Raw genomic sequence first — 16,502 nt, 5'->3', positions numbered from 1 at the left:
AAAATCGCGGAGCCCGGCGAGGCCGCTGGAAAAGTCAGAGGCGCGGTTTTAGGGTGCCGTCAGATTCGACTGGTCCGAGGACGCGTTTTGACGATCACCATGTACGGCATCACCAATTGCGATACGGTCAAGAAGGCGCGTTCCTGGCTGGCGAGCCACGATGTTGCCTATCGCTTTCACGACTACAGGGTCGAAGGGCTGGATGCGGATCGGCTGAACGGCTGGTCAGGCAAGGTCGGCTGGGAAATCCTGCTCAACAAGGCGAGCACAACGTTCCGTGAACTGTCGGAGGAGGACAGACTGGGCTTGGACGAGAACAAGGCCAAGGCGCTAATGCTGGCCAAACCGACGATGATCAAGCGTCCGGTGCTGGAACTTGGCGACAGGGTTCTCGTTGGCTTCAAGCCGGATGTTTATCAGCAGGCGGTGAGTGGGAAATAGGACCGACCCCCCATGATTCGTCGCGGCACTTTGTCCTGCCGGACATCTCCCCCACAAGGGTGGAGATTGGCAGCTTCGGCGCTCCGCTCGCCACTGCGACCTTGGAGATTGGCGAAAGCCGGCGACATCCGATCTCCCCCCAAGTGGGGGAGATGGCCGGCAGGCCAGAGGGGGGCGCTGTCCCGCCGGCGTGACTAATTGATCCCACGTAAATAGCTCGCCAGTGCCACCGCATTGTTGTGCGCCTCGTCATGGGCGCCGTAGAGCAGCGTCACCTTGCCTTCACGGAGCAAGGCACGTAGTTCCGCCACCGCCTCGCCGTTCCGGTCGAGCTCATCGCGGTATCGCCGCTGGAACTCCGCCCAGCGCGCCGGCTCATGGCCGAACCATTTGCGCAACCCATTGCTTGGCGCGATGTCCTTTAGCCATAGCGTCAGCGCCGCGTCCTCTTTGCGGACGCCGCGAGGCCATATGCGGTCGACGAGCACCCGCTGCCCGTCATCGGGCGCCGGCGGCTCATAGATGCGCTTGACCGCGAGCTCCATTGCCAACTCCGCATGGGCCAGCAGGCGCCGCTGCTTGCTGCCCTTCGTTTAGAGATCCCGGGCCTAAACCCACTCGCCCTTGCGCATCACCGGCACGCGGTTGCCGTCCTTATGGACGCCGTCTATGTCGATCTTGTCCGAGCCGATCATCCAGTCGATGTGGATGAAACTCTTGTTGCCGCCGCGCGCCGCGATCTCGTCCTGGCTGAGCGAGGCGCCGTCGACGAAGCACTTCGAATAGCACTGGCCGAGCGCGATGTGACAGGCGGCGTTCTCGTCGAACAGCGTGTTGAAAAACAGCAGCCCGCTCTTGGCGATCGGCGAGGAATGCGGCACCAGCGCCACCTCGCCGAGACGGCGCGAGCCTTCGTCGGTGTCGAGCACCTTTTGCAGCACATCCTCGCCCTTCGTGGCCTTGGCCTCGACAATGCGGCCCGCCTCGAAACGCACCGCAATGCCGTCGATCAGGGTACCCTGATAGGACAGCGGCTTGGTGCTGGTGACATGGCCTTCGACGCGCCTTGCATGCGGCGTGGTGAAAACCTCTTCGGTCGGGATGTTGGGGTTGCAGGTGATGCCGTTCTTGGCGGTCGAGGCGCCGCCCATCCACTCGTGGCCGTCGGCCAGCCCGACGGTCAGGTCGGTGCCGGGGCCGGTGAAGTGCAGTGCGTGGAAATTGTGGCCGTTCAGCCATTCGGTGCGGCTCTTCAACGCCGCATTGTGCGCCGTCCAATTGCCGATCGGGTCTTCGACATCCACCCGCGAGGCGGCAAAGATAGCGTCAGCGAGCTTGGCCACGGCGACGTCGTCGGCGTCGTCCGGGAATACCTGCTTGGCCCAGGCCTGATCGGGATAGGCGACGATGTTCCAGTTGATGTCGAAGCCGGTGATCTTCTCCAGCGCCGGCTGGTAAGCCATCGAATTCGCCTTGTTGGCACGCGCCACCTTTGCCGGGTCCTGAGAAGAAAGCAGCGACGGATCCTCGCCGCGCACGGCGAGCCTCGCCGCATTGTTGGCGAAGGCTTTTGCCATGCCTTCGTAGAGCCAGCCGGCGGCGCGGTCGAAACCGGCGTCGGCGCCGTAGCGGAAGCGCGCGAGAGTGATCTCATCGTCGTTGAAGATCGGCGTCACCAGGCCGGCACCTGCCTTGTAGGCGTGCTCGACGATCCGCCGCGTCAAAGGCAGCGCGGCAATAGACGAGGTCAGCACCAGATCCTGCCCCGGCTGCAATTGCAGCCCGACCTTGACGGCGACCTCCGCCAGCCTGTCGAGCTTCACCGGGTCGATGCTTGCGGAAACGCCGCGCGAATGTGTGGTCATGATCCTGCCTGCCGTGATTGGGGACTGTGTCTTACATAGACCGGCGCTGCCGACCTTTCCACTCTGATGAACCGGCAGCCCTAGCTGGCCCTCTCGAGCGACCTGAACTGCGCCATCGTCGCCTCGATCTCTTCGCGGATCCAGGTCTTGAAATCCCTGACCTTGCGGCTTTCGCCCTTGCTGGCCGAAGTTACCAGCCAATAGCCGAGCCCGCTCTGGGCGCGTACGCCGAACGGCGCAACGAGACGGCCGTCGGCCAGCGCGTCGGCGGCGAGCAACTGCCAGCCGAGCATGACCCCGTGGCCGGCAATCGCCGATTCCAGGCACAGCATCGGATCGGTGAAGCGCGCGCCCTTCATGAAGGTGACCGGCTTCACCCCGGCCGCTTCGAACCAGCTCTCCCAACTGATCATCGACCTTTCGTCGGTGATCGCACAGGTCAAAGCAAGGTCTTCGATCGATTTCAGCTTGCTGGCGATCACCGGTGCACAGATCGGAAACACCTCCTGCGCCAGCAGCAATTCGGCCCGCCCGCCCGGCCATTTGCCGTCGCCGAGCCGAATGGCGACGTCGATGTCCGAACGATCGAGATCGGCAAGCCGCACCGAGGCATCGATGCGCAGGAGCACGTTCGGATGGCGGGCAAAATGCCGCGACAGCCGTGGCAGCAGCCATTTCGAGGCGAAAGCCGGCGCCACCGAAACCACGAGCGTGCACTCCGAGGTTTCGTCGGCAAGCGCCACCGCCTGTGCGAGTTCGCGGAAGCCTGCGCTGAGCCGCGCGCTAAAGACGGTGCCGAATTCGGTCGCCACCAGGCCAGCTGGCGTTCGTCCGAACAGCGCCCGGCCGAGCTGCTTTTCTGTCCGGTTGATCTGCTGGCTGACGGCGCTGACCGAGACGTTGAGCTCGCCGGCCGCCGCCGCAAGCGAGCCCAGGCGGGCAACGGTTTCCACGGCGCGCAAGCCGTTGAGATGGACGCGGTTCAGAGTAGCCATACAGTTTTTCTAAACTGGAGCGGCGGAAATCTCAATTGCCAGACGCTAACGAACGGCGGATTCTAAGTGGGTTACGCAGAGTGAGGAGGCAAATCCGATGAAGATTTTATCATGGCTCGGCGCCTTTTCCCCGATCGGAACGCAGCCGCACCGGCATGACAGCGAGGCCATCAATTGGGTGACCGATCCGCTGTCGCATCCGGTGCTCGACACCATGTCGGAGCGCGAACTCGCCGACATGCCGTTCAGGCTGACCGCGCGTCGTACCCGCTTCGAGACGGCCCCGCCAAGGACCTGCTGCGGCTGAACAAGGACTTGCTGGCACTTCAGGTGAGCCGGCCGCCGACGCGGCTGCGCAGCCCTTCTGGCCCAATAAAAGGCGGATTGTCTCGCCGGCAGGCGCACCTATGGTGCACCGCGATGAACATCGCTTCGCCGTTGCGCCTGGCAATCGCCGGCATGATCGCCCTGGCCGTCGCCATGGGCATCGGCCGTTTCGTCTATACGCCGATCCTGCCCGGCATGATGGAAGAGCTCGGCCTGTCGCCGGCCGATGCCGGCTGGATCGCATCGGCCAATTATCTCGGCTACCTCGTCGGCGCGCTTGCCGCCACCGGCGGCTGGGCGCAAGGCCGCGAGCGCCAGCTGATGCTGGCCGGCCTTGCCGCCACCGCGATCCTCGCCGGCCTGATGGGCCTGACCGGTACCATGCCCGGCTTTCTCCTCATCCGCTTTCTTGCCGGCCTCGCCAGTGCCTTCGTGCTGGTCTTCATGACCAGCATCGTTTTCGGTCATCTCGCCGCGGCCGGGCGAAACGACCTGCAGGTGCTGTATTTCGGCGGTGTCGGCCTCGGCATCGCGGCGTCCTCGGCGCTGTTGGCGCTCCTCGTCACCGAACATGCCGGCTGGGCGGCGGGCTGGCTGTGGTCGGCGGTGATTTCGGCCTGCGGCTTTGCCGCCGTCGCCTTGCTGGCCGGCGGCACCTCGGCCGCGAACAGCACCACCGGGAGCGAGCCGGCACTGCCGAAAGACCGGTCGCTGGTGAAGGTCATTGTCGCCTACGGCCTGTTCGGCTTCGGCTACATCGTCACGGCAACGTTCCTGGTCGCCATCGTCCGCCAGGGCGGCGGCGGCCGCGTCTTCGAGGCCGTGGTCTGGATGGTCACCGGCCTTGCCGGTTTCCCCTCGGTCTGGCTGTGGCAGAAGCTTACGGCCAGGATCGGGCTCTATGCCACCTACGCACTGGGGTGCCTGGTCGAGGTGGTCGGCGTCAGCGCCAGCGTCGCCATGGGCGGGCGCACCGGGCCGCTGCTCGGCGGCCTTCTTGTCGGCGGCACCTTCATCGCCATCACCGCGCTTGGCCTGCAGGCCGGCAGGCAGCTTGCTCCGCAAGCACCACGCCGGATGCTGGCGGTGATGACGGCCGCCTTCGGCCTCGGCCAGATCATCGGCCCGATCGTCGCAGGTCTGCTTGCGCAGGCCTCGGGCAACTTTTTCCTTGCCTCGATCGTGGCTGCCGCCGTCCTGCTCGCTTCCGGCGCGATCGCCTGGTCGGCTGCGCCAAAATCGCCATGATTATGGTCTTGCTCGGTTGCGGGCATCGGGCACGGGCATTTTCTTTCCCACTAATGTGTGACTTTATGCCCGCTGACCAACGCCGCTGATTTGCGCCGACCGAGGATTTCGCCACAGTGTTCGTATCGTTTTTTCCGCAGCCGAAGCTGTTCTTCAGTTCCTTGGCCGTCTGGAGCCTTGCCGCTATCCTGTTCTGGTTTTTCGGTGGCGAACAGCTGGGCGCTGTGTTCGGCTTGCCGCCGGCTGCGGCTGATGCACCGCCCATTATCGGCATCGCCGTACTCTGGTCGAACCCGTTTCTGTGGTTCTATCTCTATTTTGCTTTTTGCGTTGCCGTCTTCTATGCATTCTGGAGCTGGTACGCACCGCATCCGTGGCAAAACTGGTCGATATTGATCAGCGCGGTCATCCTGTTCCTCATCTATTTCAATGTACAGGTCAGTGTCGCGGTCAACGCCTGGTATGGGCCTTTCTTCGACTATATCCAGGGATTGATGTCGGGGACTATTAAATCCACCGACGCAGAGTTTTATGCCGGATTGGCCAGCTTTTCATGGCTCGCGCTGATAGGAATGAATGTGCAGGTCGTCAATGCCTTCATCGTGAGCCACTGGATATTCCGCTGGCGCACCGCGATGAACAATTACTTCGTGGAGAACTGGAGCAGGCTCCGGCACATCGAGGGCGCCTCACAACGTATTCAAGAGGATACGATGCGGTTCTCGCAGATCATGGAAGATCTGGGTTCCAGCTTTGTCCAGTCGATCATGACCTTAATCGCATTCCTGCCGGTGATGATCCAATTGCAGAGCCATATCAGCGAACTGCCAATCGTCGGTGCGATTCCGCAGCCTTTGGTCGTTGCCGCATTGGCCTGGTGTCTGTTCGGAACAATCTCAGTCATGGTTGCCGGATTGAAACTGCCGGGCCTGCAGTTCCGGAACCAGCGTGTCGAGGCAGCTTATCGTAAAGAACTTGTCTATGGCGAAGATCACGAAGATCGAGCTCAGCCTGCAACCACTGCCGAGCTGTTTTCAAAGGTTCGCCACAACTATTTCCGGCTCTATTTTCATTACATCTATTTCAATGTTGTGCGTTACACCTACCTGCAGGCCGACAATATCTTCGCAATGCTGATCCTTGGACCATCCTTTGTGGCTCACAGAATAACTTTCGGAGCCTTCCAGCAGATTTCCAATGCGTTTGGCCGAGTAACAGGATCGCTCCAATTCCTGCTCACTTCGTGGTCGACCATCGTTGAGCTGCAGTCGGTGCACAAACGCCTGCGCGCCTTCGAGGCTACGCTCGAAGGCGAGCCGCTGCCCGAAATCGACCAGCGCTATCTGGAACGCGAGCAAGCCGGGCTGCGTCCTGAGGACCAGCCGGCAAGCTAAGACTGGCGGGCGGCGGGCGCTAGCGGCTCAGCCGCCCACCGCCGCCTGCCTTTCGCCTCGCCGCGAAACATAATCGTGAAAACTGATGCACTCGACGTCCGCTTTGATACAGACCTCGCCGGCAAAGCGTTCCAGCGCGTTCCAGTAGGCGCCGTCGTTCATCAGCGTGAAGTGGAAGCCGAGCTCAAGCGGAATGCGCTTGCCCTGGTATTGCGCATCGAAGGCGGCGCGGAACGCGTTATAGGTTCGGTCAGCGAACTCTTCCGCCATGCTCGGCCGCTCGAAGCCGCCGGAATGTCTGACATAGAGATTGTAATCCATGGCGATCACCCGCCTTGAGCTCGGCCCTTCCGGGATCTGCGGCAGCGAAAAGCGCGTGATGCCGTTGACGGTCGGTGGCTCAACCGGCCCACGCGAAACGCCGCTTGCGTCGAGCAGGAAACCGGCCGCGGGCAGCGCCTCGTAGAGCGCCTTGTTTGCCGACAGATAAGGCGCGCGGAAGCCGACCACCGACTTGCGGGCAAAATCGCGCCAGCCCTTCGGTTCAGGAGCAATGCCGTTGATCGAATAGGCGTTTTGGAGAATATGCTTGAACGAGCCGAACTCGCTCAGCCAGTCGGCCTTGCTCCAGTCCTTGCCGTCGAAATGGCCGCAGCCATGGCTGCCGATATCGTGGCCTTCCGAGGCGGCAAGATTGATCTGCTCGAGCCGGTCGGCGACTTCCTGTTTGGAGGCGGCAAAGCCGATGTTCGATTTGCCTTCTGTCTTGCCGGGCGCGGTGTATTCCTTGCGCGTCTCGGGCGACAGCAGGAATACGCAGGAGACGAAATAGGTGAAATGCGCACCCGTGCGTGCGGCCAGCGCCCGGCTGCGCTGCCACTGCGAAATGTCGCGGGCGCTGTCGAATGAGATAATGACGATCTGCTTCGGTTTTGCGGGCGGCGCCGGCGGGTCGGCAAAAGCCGCGCCGGCAGCAAACACGGCAATGGAAAACGCAATAACGCGGGACAAACGGGGCAAAGGCATCTGACTTGATTTAGGGAATGTAGAAGCGACGCCTACCGGTGAAATATGGCACGGGTACGATCGACCTGTCGGCCGCCGTTGGCGGCGACTGCCTCGTGAATAGGCGATTTTCCTGCCGAACCCCTTCCATGCCGGCAAAATTTCGCTAAAACGCGGGCTCATCAACCGCCCCGGCCGGGGCATGAATGGTTTTGATCCATGTCGGACGACAGTTTTATCCGCGAAGTCAACGAAGAGATTCGTCGCGACCAGGCGCATGCGCTGTGGGACCGTTTCGGTCCCGCCTTGCTCGTGCTGGCCGTGCTGGTGGTGCTCGGCACTGCTGCTTTCGTCGGCTACCGCTATTGGGACGAGACCCGCGCCAACCGCTCCGGCGATGCCTTCTCGCAGGCGCTGAAGCTTGCCAATGACGGCAAGAACGACGAGGCGCTTGCCGCTCTGGAGGCGTTGGAGAAGGACGGCTACGGCGCCTATCCGCTGCTCGCCCGCATGCGCGCGGCAACCGTCAAGGCGGACAAGGGCGACGTCGACGCCGCCGTCAAGGATTTCGACGAGGTCGCCGCCGACACCAAGATTCCCTCCGGCATTCGCGACATGGCGCGCCTCAGGGCAGCGCTGCTACTGGTCGACCACGGCACTTTCGCCGATGTGTCCAGCCGCGTCGAGGCGCTCACCGCCGACACCAACACGCTGCGCCATACGGCGCGCGAGGCGCTTGGCCTTGCCGCCTGGAAGGAAGGCAAGGCGGCGGATGCATTGAAGCTGTTCGACCAGATCGCCGCGGATGACGGCGCCCCGCGCAACACGCGCGAGCGGGCGACTTTGATGTCCGAGCTGATCCGCGGCTCGGGCGGCGTGTCGTGATAGTCCATGACCTTCAAAGTCGCCATCATCGGCCGGCCTAACGTCGGCAAATCGACCCTTTTCAATCGGCTGGTGGGAAGGAAGCTGGCGCTTGTCGACGATACGCCCGGCGTCACACGCGATCGCCGCGTCCATGCCGCAAAGCTCTACGACCTGCATTTCGACGTCATCGACACCGCCGGCTTCGAGGATGCGGCCGCCTCGACGCTGCCCGGCCGCATGCGCGCCCAGACCGAGATCGCCATCCGCGAGGCCGACCTGATCTTTTTTACGATCGATGCCAAGTCCGGGCTGATGCCCGACGACAAGACGTTCGCCGAGATCGTGCGCAAGTCCGGCAAGCCGGTTGTCGTCGTTGCCAACAAGGCTGAGGCACGCGGCGCCCAGGGCGGCATGCTGGAGGCCTGGGAGCTCGGCCTTGGCGAACCGATCCCGGTCTCGGCCGAACACGGCCAGGGCCTGCCCGATTTGCGCGACGCGGTGATCGCTGTACTTGGCGAGGCGCGCGCCTTCGGCGAGGACGAAGAGGCCGGCGAGGATGAGGTCGCCGCCAGCGAGGTGCTGATCGGCGAGGACATCACCGACCCGGACGCCGAGCCGAGCTATGACGACACCAAGCCGATGCGCATCGCCGTCGTCGGCCGCCCCAACGCCGGCAAGTCAACGCTGATCAACGCACTAATCGGCGAGGAGCGGCTGTTGACCGGCCCTGAGGCCGGCATCACTCGCGATTCCATCTCGGTCGACTGGGACTGGCATGGCCGCCGCTTAAAATTGTTCGACACCGCCGGCATGCGCCGCAAGGCCAGGATCCACGAAAAGCTCGAAGTGATGTCGGTGCAGGACGGCTTGCGCGCCATCCGCTTTGCCGAAATCGTCATCATCGTGCTCGACGCCACCATTCCCTTCGAGAAGCAGGATCTGCAGATCGCCGACCTGATCATCCGCGAGGGCCGTGCCCCGGTGATCGCCTTCAACAAATGGGATCTTGTCGACCATCCCCAGGAGCTGCTGGCCGAGCTGCGCGAAAAAACCGAGCGGCTGCTGCCGCAGGCGCGCGGCATGCAGGCGGTGCCGGTGTCGGCCGAGACCGGGCGTGGCCTCGACAAGCTGATGGATGCCGTCATCCGGACGCATCGAGTTTGGAACAGCCGTGTGTCGACCGGCAAGCTCAACCGCTGGCTGGAAGGCATCCTGGCGCATCATCCGCCGCCCGCTGTCGCCGGGCGTCGGCTGAAGATCAAATATGTCACGCAGGCCAAGACGCGGCCGCCGGGCTTCGTCGTCTCCTGCTCACGGCCGGATGCGATGCCGCAATCCTACGTCCGCTATCTCTCGAACAGCCTGCGCGAGGCTTTCGACATGCCCGGCGTGCCGATCCGCATCGCCTTGCGCACCTCGGACAATCCTTTCGCCGGCAAGGCAAAGAAGCGCCACTGAGCCTCTGCCTCTACGCTACGTTGCGCAGAACGGGCGCCGGTTGTGTCTGCGGCAAGGCTTCCAGCGCTGCCTGCAGCAGGATGTCGCCAAGCCGCGCTGCCACGGGGTCGGGCTCGGCCTCCTTGCGGTGCAAGAACAGCGCCATCTTGGGCAAGGCGGGCAGCCCGGCGATTTCCGGCGTCATCGCCCTGACGGTGGCCGGCAGGCCGATATCGGTGCGGATCGTCAGTCCGAGCCCGGCGGCGACGGCTGCCCAGATGCCGCCAAGGCTCGGGCTGGAGAAGGCCATCCGCCATGCCAGGCCGGCGCGGTCGAGCGTTTCGGTCGCCACGCTGCGCAGCAGGCACGGCGCTTCGAGCGCCACCAGCGGCAACGCCTCGCCATCACGCAGGCTGATCTCGATCTGTTTTGCCGGGCCGATCCAGCGCATCTGGACGTCGGCGACATGCCGGCTGTAGGGCAGCGTCGCGCCATTGTGCCAGGCAAGCGCGATATCGAGGCTGCCCGAAATGATCCGTTCGGCAAGCTCATGGCTGCGTGCGATCCTGGCCTCGATCTTGACCTTGGGATGGGCGCGGGCGAAGCGCCCGAGCACCTCCGGCAGCACGGCCTCGCCGAAATCCTCCTGTAGCCCAAGCCGCACCCAACCCTCCAGCTCGACATCGTGGATGGCGGAGGCGGCCTCGTCATTGAGCTCGATCAGCCGCCTCGCGTAGCCGAGCATGGTCTCGCCCGCGTCCGTCAGCGCCAGGCCACGCCCAGATTTGCGGAAGATCGGCATCGCCGCCTGCTCCTCCAGCTTCTTCAATTGCGCACTGATTGCCGAGGTCGAGCGGCCGAGCCGGTCGGCGGCCTTGGCGAAGCTGCCCAGCTCCATGCCGGTAACGAAGCTGCGCAGAGCGTCGAGATCGAATGTCACGCGTCGCATGCCAATAATCCTGATATTCGGGACATTACGTCAAAAACTTCCTGATATTCAGTACGAAGCTATGGCGGTAGAGAGAGCGCGTCAAGACCGAATGCAGCCGACCCATGCAGGAGCTGAACCATGTCCGCTGTCGCCACACGAGCAGAATGCAAACCGCTTCGCCCGGCCGCCGTTACCACCCCGTCAGAGGCGGCGGTGCTTCGAGCCAATCATCGCTGGAAGGTGCTGGGCATCGGCGTCGCCGCCAATGCCTGCTTTTCCGCGACCTTCTCCGGCATTCCGGCCACGGCGGTGTTCCTGCGCTCGGGCTATCATCTCTCCAATGGCGAGCTCGGCCTGGCGCTTGGTCTTCTCGGCCTGGGTGTGGCGCTGAGCGAATTGCCGTGGGGGCTGCTGACCGATCGCTGGGGCGACCGCCGCGTGCTGCTGACGGGGCTCGGCGCAACCGCGGTCTGGCTGCTTGTCATGGCCGCGCTGGTCGTGCCGTCACCGGCCCATATTCCCGGCATCGCGCTTCTCGCCGCTGCCCTGCTGGTCACCGGATTGCTCGGCGGCAGCGTCAACGGCTCCAGCGGCCGCGCCATCATGGCCTGGTTCGGCGAAGGCGAGCGCGGCTTTGCCATGAGCATCAGGCAGACGGCGGTGCCGCTTGGCGGCGGGCTTGGCGCGCTGGTGCTGCCGTCGCTCGCTTCGGCCCATGGCTTCACGGCGGTCTTCGGACTGCTGGCGGCTGCCTCCGCGGTCTCGACCTCGCTCGCCTGGCGCTGGCTGCATCAGCCGCCGGCGCATGACGACGCCCGTTCGAGCAGCGCGGCAAAGCCGGCCGGCCCGGCGCCGCTGCGCAACCCGGCCGTCTGGCGCATCGCGACAGCCATTGGCCTGCTTTGCTTTCCGCAGGTGGCGGTGCTCACCTTTGCTTCCGTGTTCCTGCATGATTTCGCCGGCATGGGAACAGCCGTGATCAGCGCCAGCCTCGCTGCCGTGCAGGTCGGCGCCATGGTCATGCGCGTCTGGAGCGGCCGCTACACCGACCGTCACGGCAACCGCCGGTCGTTCCTGCGTCTGTGCAGCATGCTGAGCGTGGCCGCCTTCACCGTGCTTGCGGCGCTCGTCTTGTTTTCGGGCCAATTCTTGTCAGGCCAAGCGCCGATGCTGTCGCCGGCGATCGTTGCGATGCTGGTCGTGGCCGGCGTCTGCGTCTCCTCCTGGCACGGCGTTGCCTACACCGAGCTTGCGACGCTGGCCGGCGCCAGCCAGGCCGGAACGGCGCTCGGCCTCGCCAACAGCCTGGTCTTCATCGCCTTCTTCCTGGTGCCGATCGCCATTCCCGGGCTTCTCGTGCTCTGCTCGTGGGCAGGCGTCTGGCTGGGTGCGGCTATTTGCGCGCTGATCGCCTGGCCGATCTTTCTTCCGTCAAGCGACGGCCGCAAAAGCGCCTGACTTCGACACGAGATGGGAAAACAACGTTCTAAGCTGTTAACGCCCCATCAAGGTTAATGCATCATTGTAGCTCTCCAGTGGGGTCCGTTGCGTTTCTGGAGAGTTCCGTGCATCGACGTGTTTTGACGCGGCTTGTCGCCGCCGCCGGTGAGAAAAAGCGTTCCTTCCTGTCTCCCCTCGTTATTGGCCTTGGCATCTGGATCGGCTTTCCGACGGTCGCTGCCTATCAGGACATGACAAGCCTGGTCTCCGGTCTTGAGGCGCCGAGCGTCCGCTGGAACGCCTATGTCGAGAAATCCGTCGCCGGCTCCGTTCACGCCGCCGAAATGCCCTTCCTCGATTCCAGCAGCACCGGCTCGCTCTCCGGCTCCGGTGTCCAACTACCCGGCATCGGCGCCGTTTCGTTTCGCGGCAAGGGCAGCATCGCCGGCACGACGCCGGACGAGAACCGCATCACGCGTGCCGACAAGAAGGGCCGCATCATCCAGGTCTCGCCCGTCTCGCCGCCGAAGAACTTCAATGCCGGCTCGATCTTCGAGCGCACCTCTTCGCTGCTCCGCCCAAGCATGGACAGCGGCCTGAGGATGGCTTTCGCCAAGCCCGAGATCAAAGGCAAGGAAATCCAGATCGCCGCCGCCTTCCACACGCGCATCGACAAGAAGCCGGATCCCGGCGTACCGGCGATGCTTGCCGCGCTGGTCAACAATGATCATCCTGACGTGCTGGCGACCGCCTACGCCTCGTCCGCTCCCGATTATGCACAGGCGTCGCCCTTCGAGGCCTTGCTGCAGGACGAGGACCCGAACGACGGCCGCTTCATTCCGCCGCTGAGCAAGGGCGACCATTCCTGGATGCAGACGCCGCTGCCGGCGAGCGTTTTTTCCAAGCAGGAGCAGGCCTGTCTCGCCAACGGCATCTATTTCGAAGCGCGCGGCGAATCCGTGCGCGGCCAGGCCGCCGTCGCCCAGGTCATCCTCAACCGCGTCCGCAACCCCGCCTATCCGAACTCGATCTGCGGCGTCGTCTACCAGAACGACAACTGGTTCAACCGCTGCCAGTTTTCCTTCGCCTGCGACGGCAGGAAGAAGCGCATCGACAACCCCGCTGCCTACAAGACCGCCCAGGATGTCGCCATGGCCGTCACAGCCGGCAAGATCTTCATTCCGGAAGTCGGCTCGTCGACCCATTACTACGCCAACTACGTCCATCCGGGCTGGGCGCGGACGATGCAGAAAATGACCAGGATCGGCCTGCACATCTTCTACCGCACCTATGGTGGCGGCTGGAGCTGAGCGCTCGGGCAGCCCTTGCGTCTTTCGCGCGAGAGCGGCCGATCGAAGACGCATCGCCGCGGGGATTCGGCCGCAGCCCGCCAGAGACCGCGTCGGGCACGATGTCGCACCCGAGCAAGTGGCTGATTTATAACGAAAAAATACTTGAGCTTGAACGTCCGCCCGTGGCTTGACGGGCGCGGACCCTCTAACTATGTTGCCGGCGACTTTAAGAAGCGGACGGACGGTGACGGTCTGACCGGGCAGGGGGGTTGCGTGGCCGACAAGAATGGGCCAGACGGAACCGGCAAAACCGGCCGCGGCAAGCAGCATGAAGCCGACATCCGCGACGACGATCTTGAGCGCCGCCGGCGCGACCTTGAAGCATCGCTTGCGACAAGGCGGCCGGACCGGCTCGAGGGGAAAGACGACGGGAAAACGGGCAGTGTGGCCGGGTACGGCCAGGCGCTCAAGCTGTCCAGCGAGTTCATCGCCGGGATAGTGGTCGGTGCGGCTCTCGGCTGGTTTATCGATCGCGTGGCGGGGACATCGCCATGGGGTCTGATAGTCGGGCTGCTGCTGGGTTTTGTCGCCGGCGTGCTCAACGTCCTGCGTTCAGCCGGGCTTGTGTCGGAATTCGGAACGGGCGACAAACCGCGCGATCCGAAAGAATGAATTGAGGCGCCGCATGCCGGCGCATTGAACAGAATGCTGAAGCCGTCTGCGGCTTTGATGGGGATTTAAAGTGGCTGCTGACAAGGTCGATCCGATCCACCAGTTCCAGATCCATCCGATCATTCCGATTCACATCGGCGGCTACGACCTGTCCTTCACCAATTCGGCTCTGTTCATGCTTGCGACGGTCGCTGTCGCATCGGCGTTTCTCTACCTCAGCACGTCGAGCCGCAGCCTGGTTCCGGGCCGCCTTCAGTCGGTCTCGGAAATGGCCTATGAATTTGTCGGCAATATGCTGAGGGACGCCGCGGGCACGCAAGGCATGAAGTTCTTCCCCTTCGTGTTCTCGTTGTTTATGTTCGTGCTTGTCGCCAACCTGCTTGGCCTGTTCCCGTATTTCTTCACCATCACCAGCCACATCATCGTCACTTTCGGCCTCGCTGCGCTGGTGATCGGAACGGTCCTCGTCTACGGCTTCACCAAGCACGGCCTTGGCTTCCTGAAGCTGTTCGTCCCGCATGGCGTGCCGGTCTACCTGCTGCCGCTGGTGGTGCTGATCGAGGTGATTTCCTTCGTCTCGCGTCCGGTCAGCCTGTCGGTTCGTCTGTTCGCCAACATGCTCGCCGGTCACATCACGCTGAAGGTGTTCTCGGGGTTTGTCGTCAGCCTGAGCGCGCTCGGCGCGGTCGGCGTGGCTGGTTCGGTTCTGCCGCTGGCGATGGCCGTGGCGCTGACGGCGCTGGAGCTGCTGGTCGCGTTCCTGCAGGCCTACGTCTTTGCGGTGCTGACCTGCATGTATCTCAACGACGCCCTGCATCCCGGGCACTGACAAGGTTTCCGGCATTGCCGCCGGATCGATTTTGCAACGGAATTTTAGATCCAAAGGAGTTGAACAAATGGACGCAGAAGCAGCAAAGTACATCGGTGCCGGCATCGCATGCCTCGGCATGGGCGGCGCGGGCATTGGCCTCGGCAACATTTTCGGCAGCTATCTGGCGGGCGCGCTGCGCAACCCGTCGGCAGCCGACGGCCAGTTCGGCCGCCTGATCTTCGGCTTCGCCGTGACCGAAGCGCTGGGTATTTTCTCGCTTCTCATCGCGCTTCTCGCTTTGTTCGGCTGAATGCTTGTTCGGCTGAACATTGGGAAGAATTGAACAGGCCGGCCGCGATCCTGCGGCGGGCCTGAATTTCGGGGATAGTCCATGTTCGTGACATCTGCCTTTGCGCAAGAGTCCGCGCCCGCCGTCGAAGGCGGCAGCGCTGGCACCGGCGTGCCTGCCGAGGCGCACGGCACGTTCCCGCCATTCAATCCGGCGACGTACCCCTCGCAGCTTCTATGGCTGGCAATCACCTTCGGGCTGTTTTATCTCTTCTTGAAACGGGTGGTGATGCCGCGCGTTGGCGGCATCATCGACGTGCGCAACGACCGCATTACCCAGGATCTCGACCATGCTGCCCGGCTGAAAAGCGAGGCCGATGCCGCCGTTGCCGCCTATGAGCAGGAATTGGCGGAAGCCAAGGGCAAGGCCAATGCGATCGGCCAGCAGGCCAACGATGCGGCCAAGGCGGAAGCCGAGGCTGCCCGCAAGACGATCGAGGCAGCGCTTGACCAGAAGCTTGGCGAGGCCGAGGCGCGTATATCTTCCATCAAGGCCAATGCCATGAAGGAAGTCGGCACGATCGCCGAGGACACCGCTTCGGCCATCGTCGAGGCGCTTGTCGGCGGCAAGGCCACCAAGGCCGAAATCGCGGCCGCGGTCAAATCCGTGGCCGGGTGAGGAGCGCATCATGGACGCCACATCTCTCGCGACGCTTTGGGCAACTGTTGCCCTCGTAATCTTCCTCGGCATCGCCATCTACATCAAGGTGCCGGGCATGATCGCCAAGGCGCTTGATGCGCGTGCCGACAAGATCAGCTCCGAGCTCGAGGAAGCGCGCCGGTTGCGCGAAGAAGCCCAGCAGCTGCTTGGCCAATACCAGCGCAAGCGCAAGGAAGCCGAGCAGGAGGCCGCGGCCATCGTCGCCGCCGCCAAGCGCGAAGCCGACATGCTTGCCGCCGAGGCGCACAAGAAGACCGAGGACTATGTCGCCCGGCGCACCGCCTTGGCCGAGCAGAAGATCGGCCAGGCCGAGCGCGAAGCGATCGGCGAAGTGCGTGCCAGCGCTGTCGACATCGCGGTCGAAGCCGCGCGGGCGCTGCTGGCCGGCAAGATCGACGCCAAGGCCGGCGCCGACCTGTTCAACGCCTCGCTGCAGGATTTGAAGTCGAAGCTGAACTGAACGGCTGCATGAACAAGTCATCGAAGCCGCCCGGGAAACCTGGCGGCTTTTTTGTTAGCGAAAGCGACTGAGCGCGTAATCTCCCCCCTCGAGGGGGAGATGTCGCCAAAGGCGACAGAGGGGTCGGTACGTCCTGGCGCGACGCCCTATGGAACGAAAGAGAACGTTGGCGCTTCACGCGAGGCGACCCCCTCTGGCCTGCCGGCCATCTCCCCCTCGAGGGGCAGGGGAATCGCATATGGCGATTTTGGGGTTGAGTTTAGGCTGAGAAAGGATTCTTTGGAGAGGCAGTTGAGCGAAGGAGCGAC

General features: G+C 63.6%; 18 protein-coding genes. 13 read left to right on the top strand and 5 right to left on the bottom strand.

Features of this window, described 5'->3' with window-relative positions; translation table 11 throughout:
• Positions 1 to 87 precede the first annotated feature (87 nt).
• Complete coding sequence (locus NKH59_RS29810; protein WP_352455156.1) at positions 88 to 441, top strand: ArsC family reductase; 354 nt, start codon at positions 88 to 90, stop codon at positions 439 to 441.
• Between the two features lie 194 nt (positions 442 to 635).
• Here the strand turns inward: NKH59_RS29810 and NKH59_RS29805 are convergent, their stop codons facing one another.
• The 3 genes from NKH59_RS29805 to NKH59_RS29795 all read right to left on the bottom strand — a co-directional run bounded on the left by NKH59_RS29805 (position 636) and on the right by NKH59_RS29795 (position 3,301).
• Positions 636 to 992 carry a DUF488 domain-containing protein gene (locus tag NKH59_RS29805; RefSeq protein ID WP_352569431.1) on the bottom strand — a complete coding sequence of 119 codons (357 nt, stop codon included), beginning with the start codon at positions 990 to 992 and terminating at the stop codon, positions 636 to 638.
• Between the two features lie 57 nt (positions 993 to 1,049).
• A complete protein-coding gene (locus NKH59_RS29800) occupies positions 1,050 to 2,306 on the bottom strand; it encodes an aminopeptidase (protein ID WP_353023920.1) in 1,257 nt (418 codons plus the stop codon).
• 80 nt (positions 2,307 to 2,386) lie between these two features.
• Positions 2,387 to 3,301, bottom strand: coding sequence for a LysR substrate-binding domain-containing protein (locus NKH59_RS29795; protein ID WP_353023918.1), 915 nt, complete (start codon positions 3,299 to 3,301; stop codon positions 2,387 to 2,389).
• Between the two features lie 97 nt (positions 3,302 to 3,398).
• Between NKH59_RS29795 and NKH59_RS29790 the strand changes: the two genes are divergently transcribed.
• From NKH59_RS29790 to sbmA, 3 genes are all read left to right on the top strand, one after another.
• Positions 3,399 to 3,608: a hypothetical protein gene (locus tag NKH59_RS29790; protein WP_352473371.1), complete on the top strand. Its 210-nt coding sequence runs from the start codon at positions 3,399 to 3,401 to the stop codon at positions 3,606 to 3,608.
• A 113-nt stretch (positions 3,609 to 3,721) separates the two neighbouring features.
• Complete coding sequence (locus NKH59_RS29785; protein WP_353023916.1) at positions 3,722 to 4,876, top strand: YbfB/YjiJ family MFS transporter; 1,155 nt, start codon at positions 3,722 to 3,724, stop codon at positions 4,874 to 4,876.
• Between the two features lie 116 nt (positions 4,877 to 4,992).
• Positions 4,993 to 6,270, top strand: a complete 1,278-nt coding sequence (gene sbmA, locus NKH59_RS29780) for a peptide antibiotic transporter SbmA (RefSeq protein WP_352502001.1) — start codon at positions 4,993 to 4,995, stop codon at positions 6,268 to 6,270.
• A gap of 27 nt (positions 6,271 to 6,297) precedes the next feature.
• Here sbmA and NKH59_RS29775 read toward each other — a convergent pair whose 3' ends face one another.
• The gene (locus NKH59_RS29775; protein ID WP_353023930.1) at positions 6,298 to 7,290 is read right to left on the bottom strand and encodes a polysaccharide deacetylase family protein; all 993 of its coding nucleotides are present in this window, start codon (positions 7,288 to 7,290) and stop codon (positions 6,298 to 6,300) included.
• A gap of 204 nt (positions 7,291 to 7,494) precedes the next feature.
• Here NKH59_RS29775 and NKH59_RS29770 point away from each other — a divergent pair, with 204 nt between their 5' ends.
• Together NKH59_RS29770 and der are read left to right on the top strand one after the other, a co-directional pair.
• A complete protein-coding gene (locus NKH59_RS29770) occupies positions 7,495 to 8,160 on the top strand; it encodes a tetratricopeptide repeat protein (RefSeq protein WP_352501999.1) in 666 nt (221 codons plus the stop codon).
• A gap of 6 nt (positions 8,161 to 8,166) precedes the next feature.
• Complete coding sequence (gene der / locus NKH59_RS29765; RefSeq protein WP_352501998.1) at positions 8,167 to 9,600, top strand: ribosome biogenesis GTPase Der; 1,434 nt, start codon at positions 8,167 to 8,169, stop codon at positions 9,598 to 9,600.
• Between the two features lie 10 nt (positions 9,601 to 9,610).
• Here der and NKH59_RS29760 read toward each other — a convergent pair whose 3' ends face one another.
• Positions 9,611 to 10,528 carry a LysR substrate-binding domain-containing protein gene (locus NKH59_RS29760; protein WP_353023913.1) on the bottom strand — a complete coding sequence of 306 codons (918 nt, stop codon included), beginning with the start codon at positions 10,526 to 10,528 and terminating at the stop codon, positions 9,611 to 9,613.
• Positions 10,529 to 10,648: 120 nt separating this feature from the next.
• On the opposite strand from NKH59_RS29760, the gene NKH59_RS29755 reads away from it, so the two are divergent.
• From NKH59_RS29755 to NKH59_RS29725, 7 genes are all read left to right on the top strand, one after another.
• Positions 10,649 to 11,968, top strand: a complete 1,320-nt coding sequence (locus NKH59_RS29755) for an MFS transporter (RefSeq protein WP_352681110.1) — start codon at positions 10,649 to 10,651, stop codon at positions 11,966 to 11,968.
• 107 nt (positions 11,969 to 12,075) lie between these two features.
• Positions 12,076 to 13,260 (top strand): cell wall hydrolase, encoded by a 1,185-nt coding sequence (locus NKH59_RS29750; RefSeq protein WP_352612340.1) that lies wholly within the window; start codon positions 12,076 to 12,078, stop codon positions 13,258 to 13,260.
• A 255-nt stretch (positions 13,261 to 13,515) separates the two neighbouring features.
• Positions 13,516 to 13,914, top strand: coding sequence for an AtpZ/AtpI family protein (locus NKH59_RS29745; protein ID WP_352473359.1), 399 nt, complete (start codon positions 13,516 to 13,518; stop codon positions 13,912 to 13,914).
• Between the two features lie 70 nt (positions 13,915 to 13,984).
• On the top strand, positions 13,985 to 14,743 hold the full coding sequence (locus NKH59_RS29740; protein ID WP_352501993.1) for a F0F1 ATP synthase subunit A: 759 nt from the start codon (positions 13,985 to 13,987) through the stop codon (positions 14,741 to 14,743).
• Between the two features lie 67 nt (positions 14,744 to 14,810).
• Positions 14,811 to 15,035, top strand: a complete 225-nt coding sequence (locus NKH59_RS29735) for a F0F1 ATP synthase subunit C (protein ID WP_006206606.1) — start codon at positions 14,811 to 14,813, stop codon at positions 15,033 to 15,035.
• Positions 15,036 to 15,116: 81 nt separating this feature from the next.
• Positions 15,117 to 15,692, top strand: coding sequence for a F0F1 ATP synthase subunit B (locus NKH59_RS29730; RefSeq protein WP_352821791.1), 576 nt, complete (start codon positions 15,117 to 15,119; stop codon positions 15,690 to 15,692).
• Between the two features lie 10 nt (positions 15,693 to 15,702).
• On the top strand, positions 15,703 to 16,194 hold the full coding sequence (locus NKH59_RS29725) for a F0F1 ATP synthase subunit B (protein WP_023674071.1): 492 nt from the start codon (positions 15,703 to 15,705) through the stop codon (positions 16,192 to 16,194).
• Positions 16,195 to 16,502 lie beyond the last annotated feature (308 nt).

The organism is Mesorhizobium sp. M0998 (assembly GCF_040318885.1).
GTDB lineage: Bacteria > Pseudomonadota > Alphaproteobacteria > Rhizobiales > Rhizobiaceae > Mesorhizobium.
Note: the sequence above shows the minus strand (reverse complement) of the source record. Positions and strands in the feature narration are given on the sequence as shown.

Bases quoted from the DNA above. Each gene is read 5' to 3' on its own strand.
- NKH59_RS29800 (WP_353023920.1), bottom strand. From the start codon at position 2,306: ATGACCACACATTCGCGCGGCGTTTCCGCAAGCATCGACCCGGTGAAG.
- NKH59_RS29795 (WP_353023918.1), bottom strand. From the start codon at position 3,301: ATGGCTACTCTGAACCGCGTCCATCTCAACGGCTTGCGCGCCGTGGAA.
- NKH59_RS29790 (WP_352473371.1), top strand. From the start codon at position 3,399: ATGAAGATTTTATCATGGCTCGGCGCCTTTTCCCCGATCGGAACGCAG.
- NKH59_RS29785 (WP_353023916.1), top strand. From the start codon at position 3,722: ATGAACATCGCTTCGCCGTTGCGCCTGGCAATCGCCGGCATGATCGCC.
- NKH59_RS29770 (WP_352501999.1), top strand. From the start codon at position 7,495: ATGTCGGACGACAGTTTTATCCGCGAAGTCAACGAAGAGATTCGTCGC.
- der (WP_352501998.1), top strand. From the start codon at position 8,167: ATGACCTTCAAAGTCGCCATCATCGGCCGGCCTAACGTCGGCAAATCG.
- NKH59_RS29760 (WP_353023913.1), bottom strand. From the start codon at position 10,528: ATGCGACGCGTGACATTCGATCTCGACGCTCTGCGCAGCTTCGTTACC.
- NKH59_RS29755 (WP_352681110.1), top strand. From the start codon at position 10,649: ATGTCCGCTGTCGCCACACGAGCAGAATGCAAACCGCTTCGCCCGGCC.
- NKH59_RS29735 (WP_006206606.1), top strand. From the start codon at position 14,811: ATGGACGCAGAAGCAGCAAAGTACATCGGTGCCGGCATCGCATGCCTC.
- NKH59_RS29730 (WP_352821791.1), top strand. From the start codon at position 15,117: ATGTTCGTGACATCTGCCTTTGCGCAAGAGTCCGCGCCCGCCGTCGAA.
- NKH59_RS29725 (WP_023674071.1), top strand. From the start codon at position 15,703: ATGGACGCCACATCTCTCGCGACGCTTTGGGCAACTGTTGCCCTCGTA.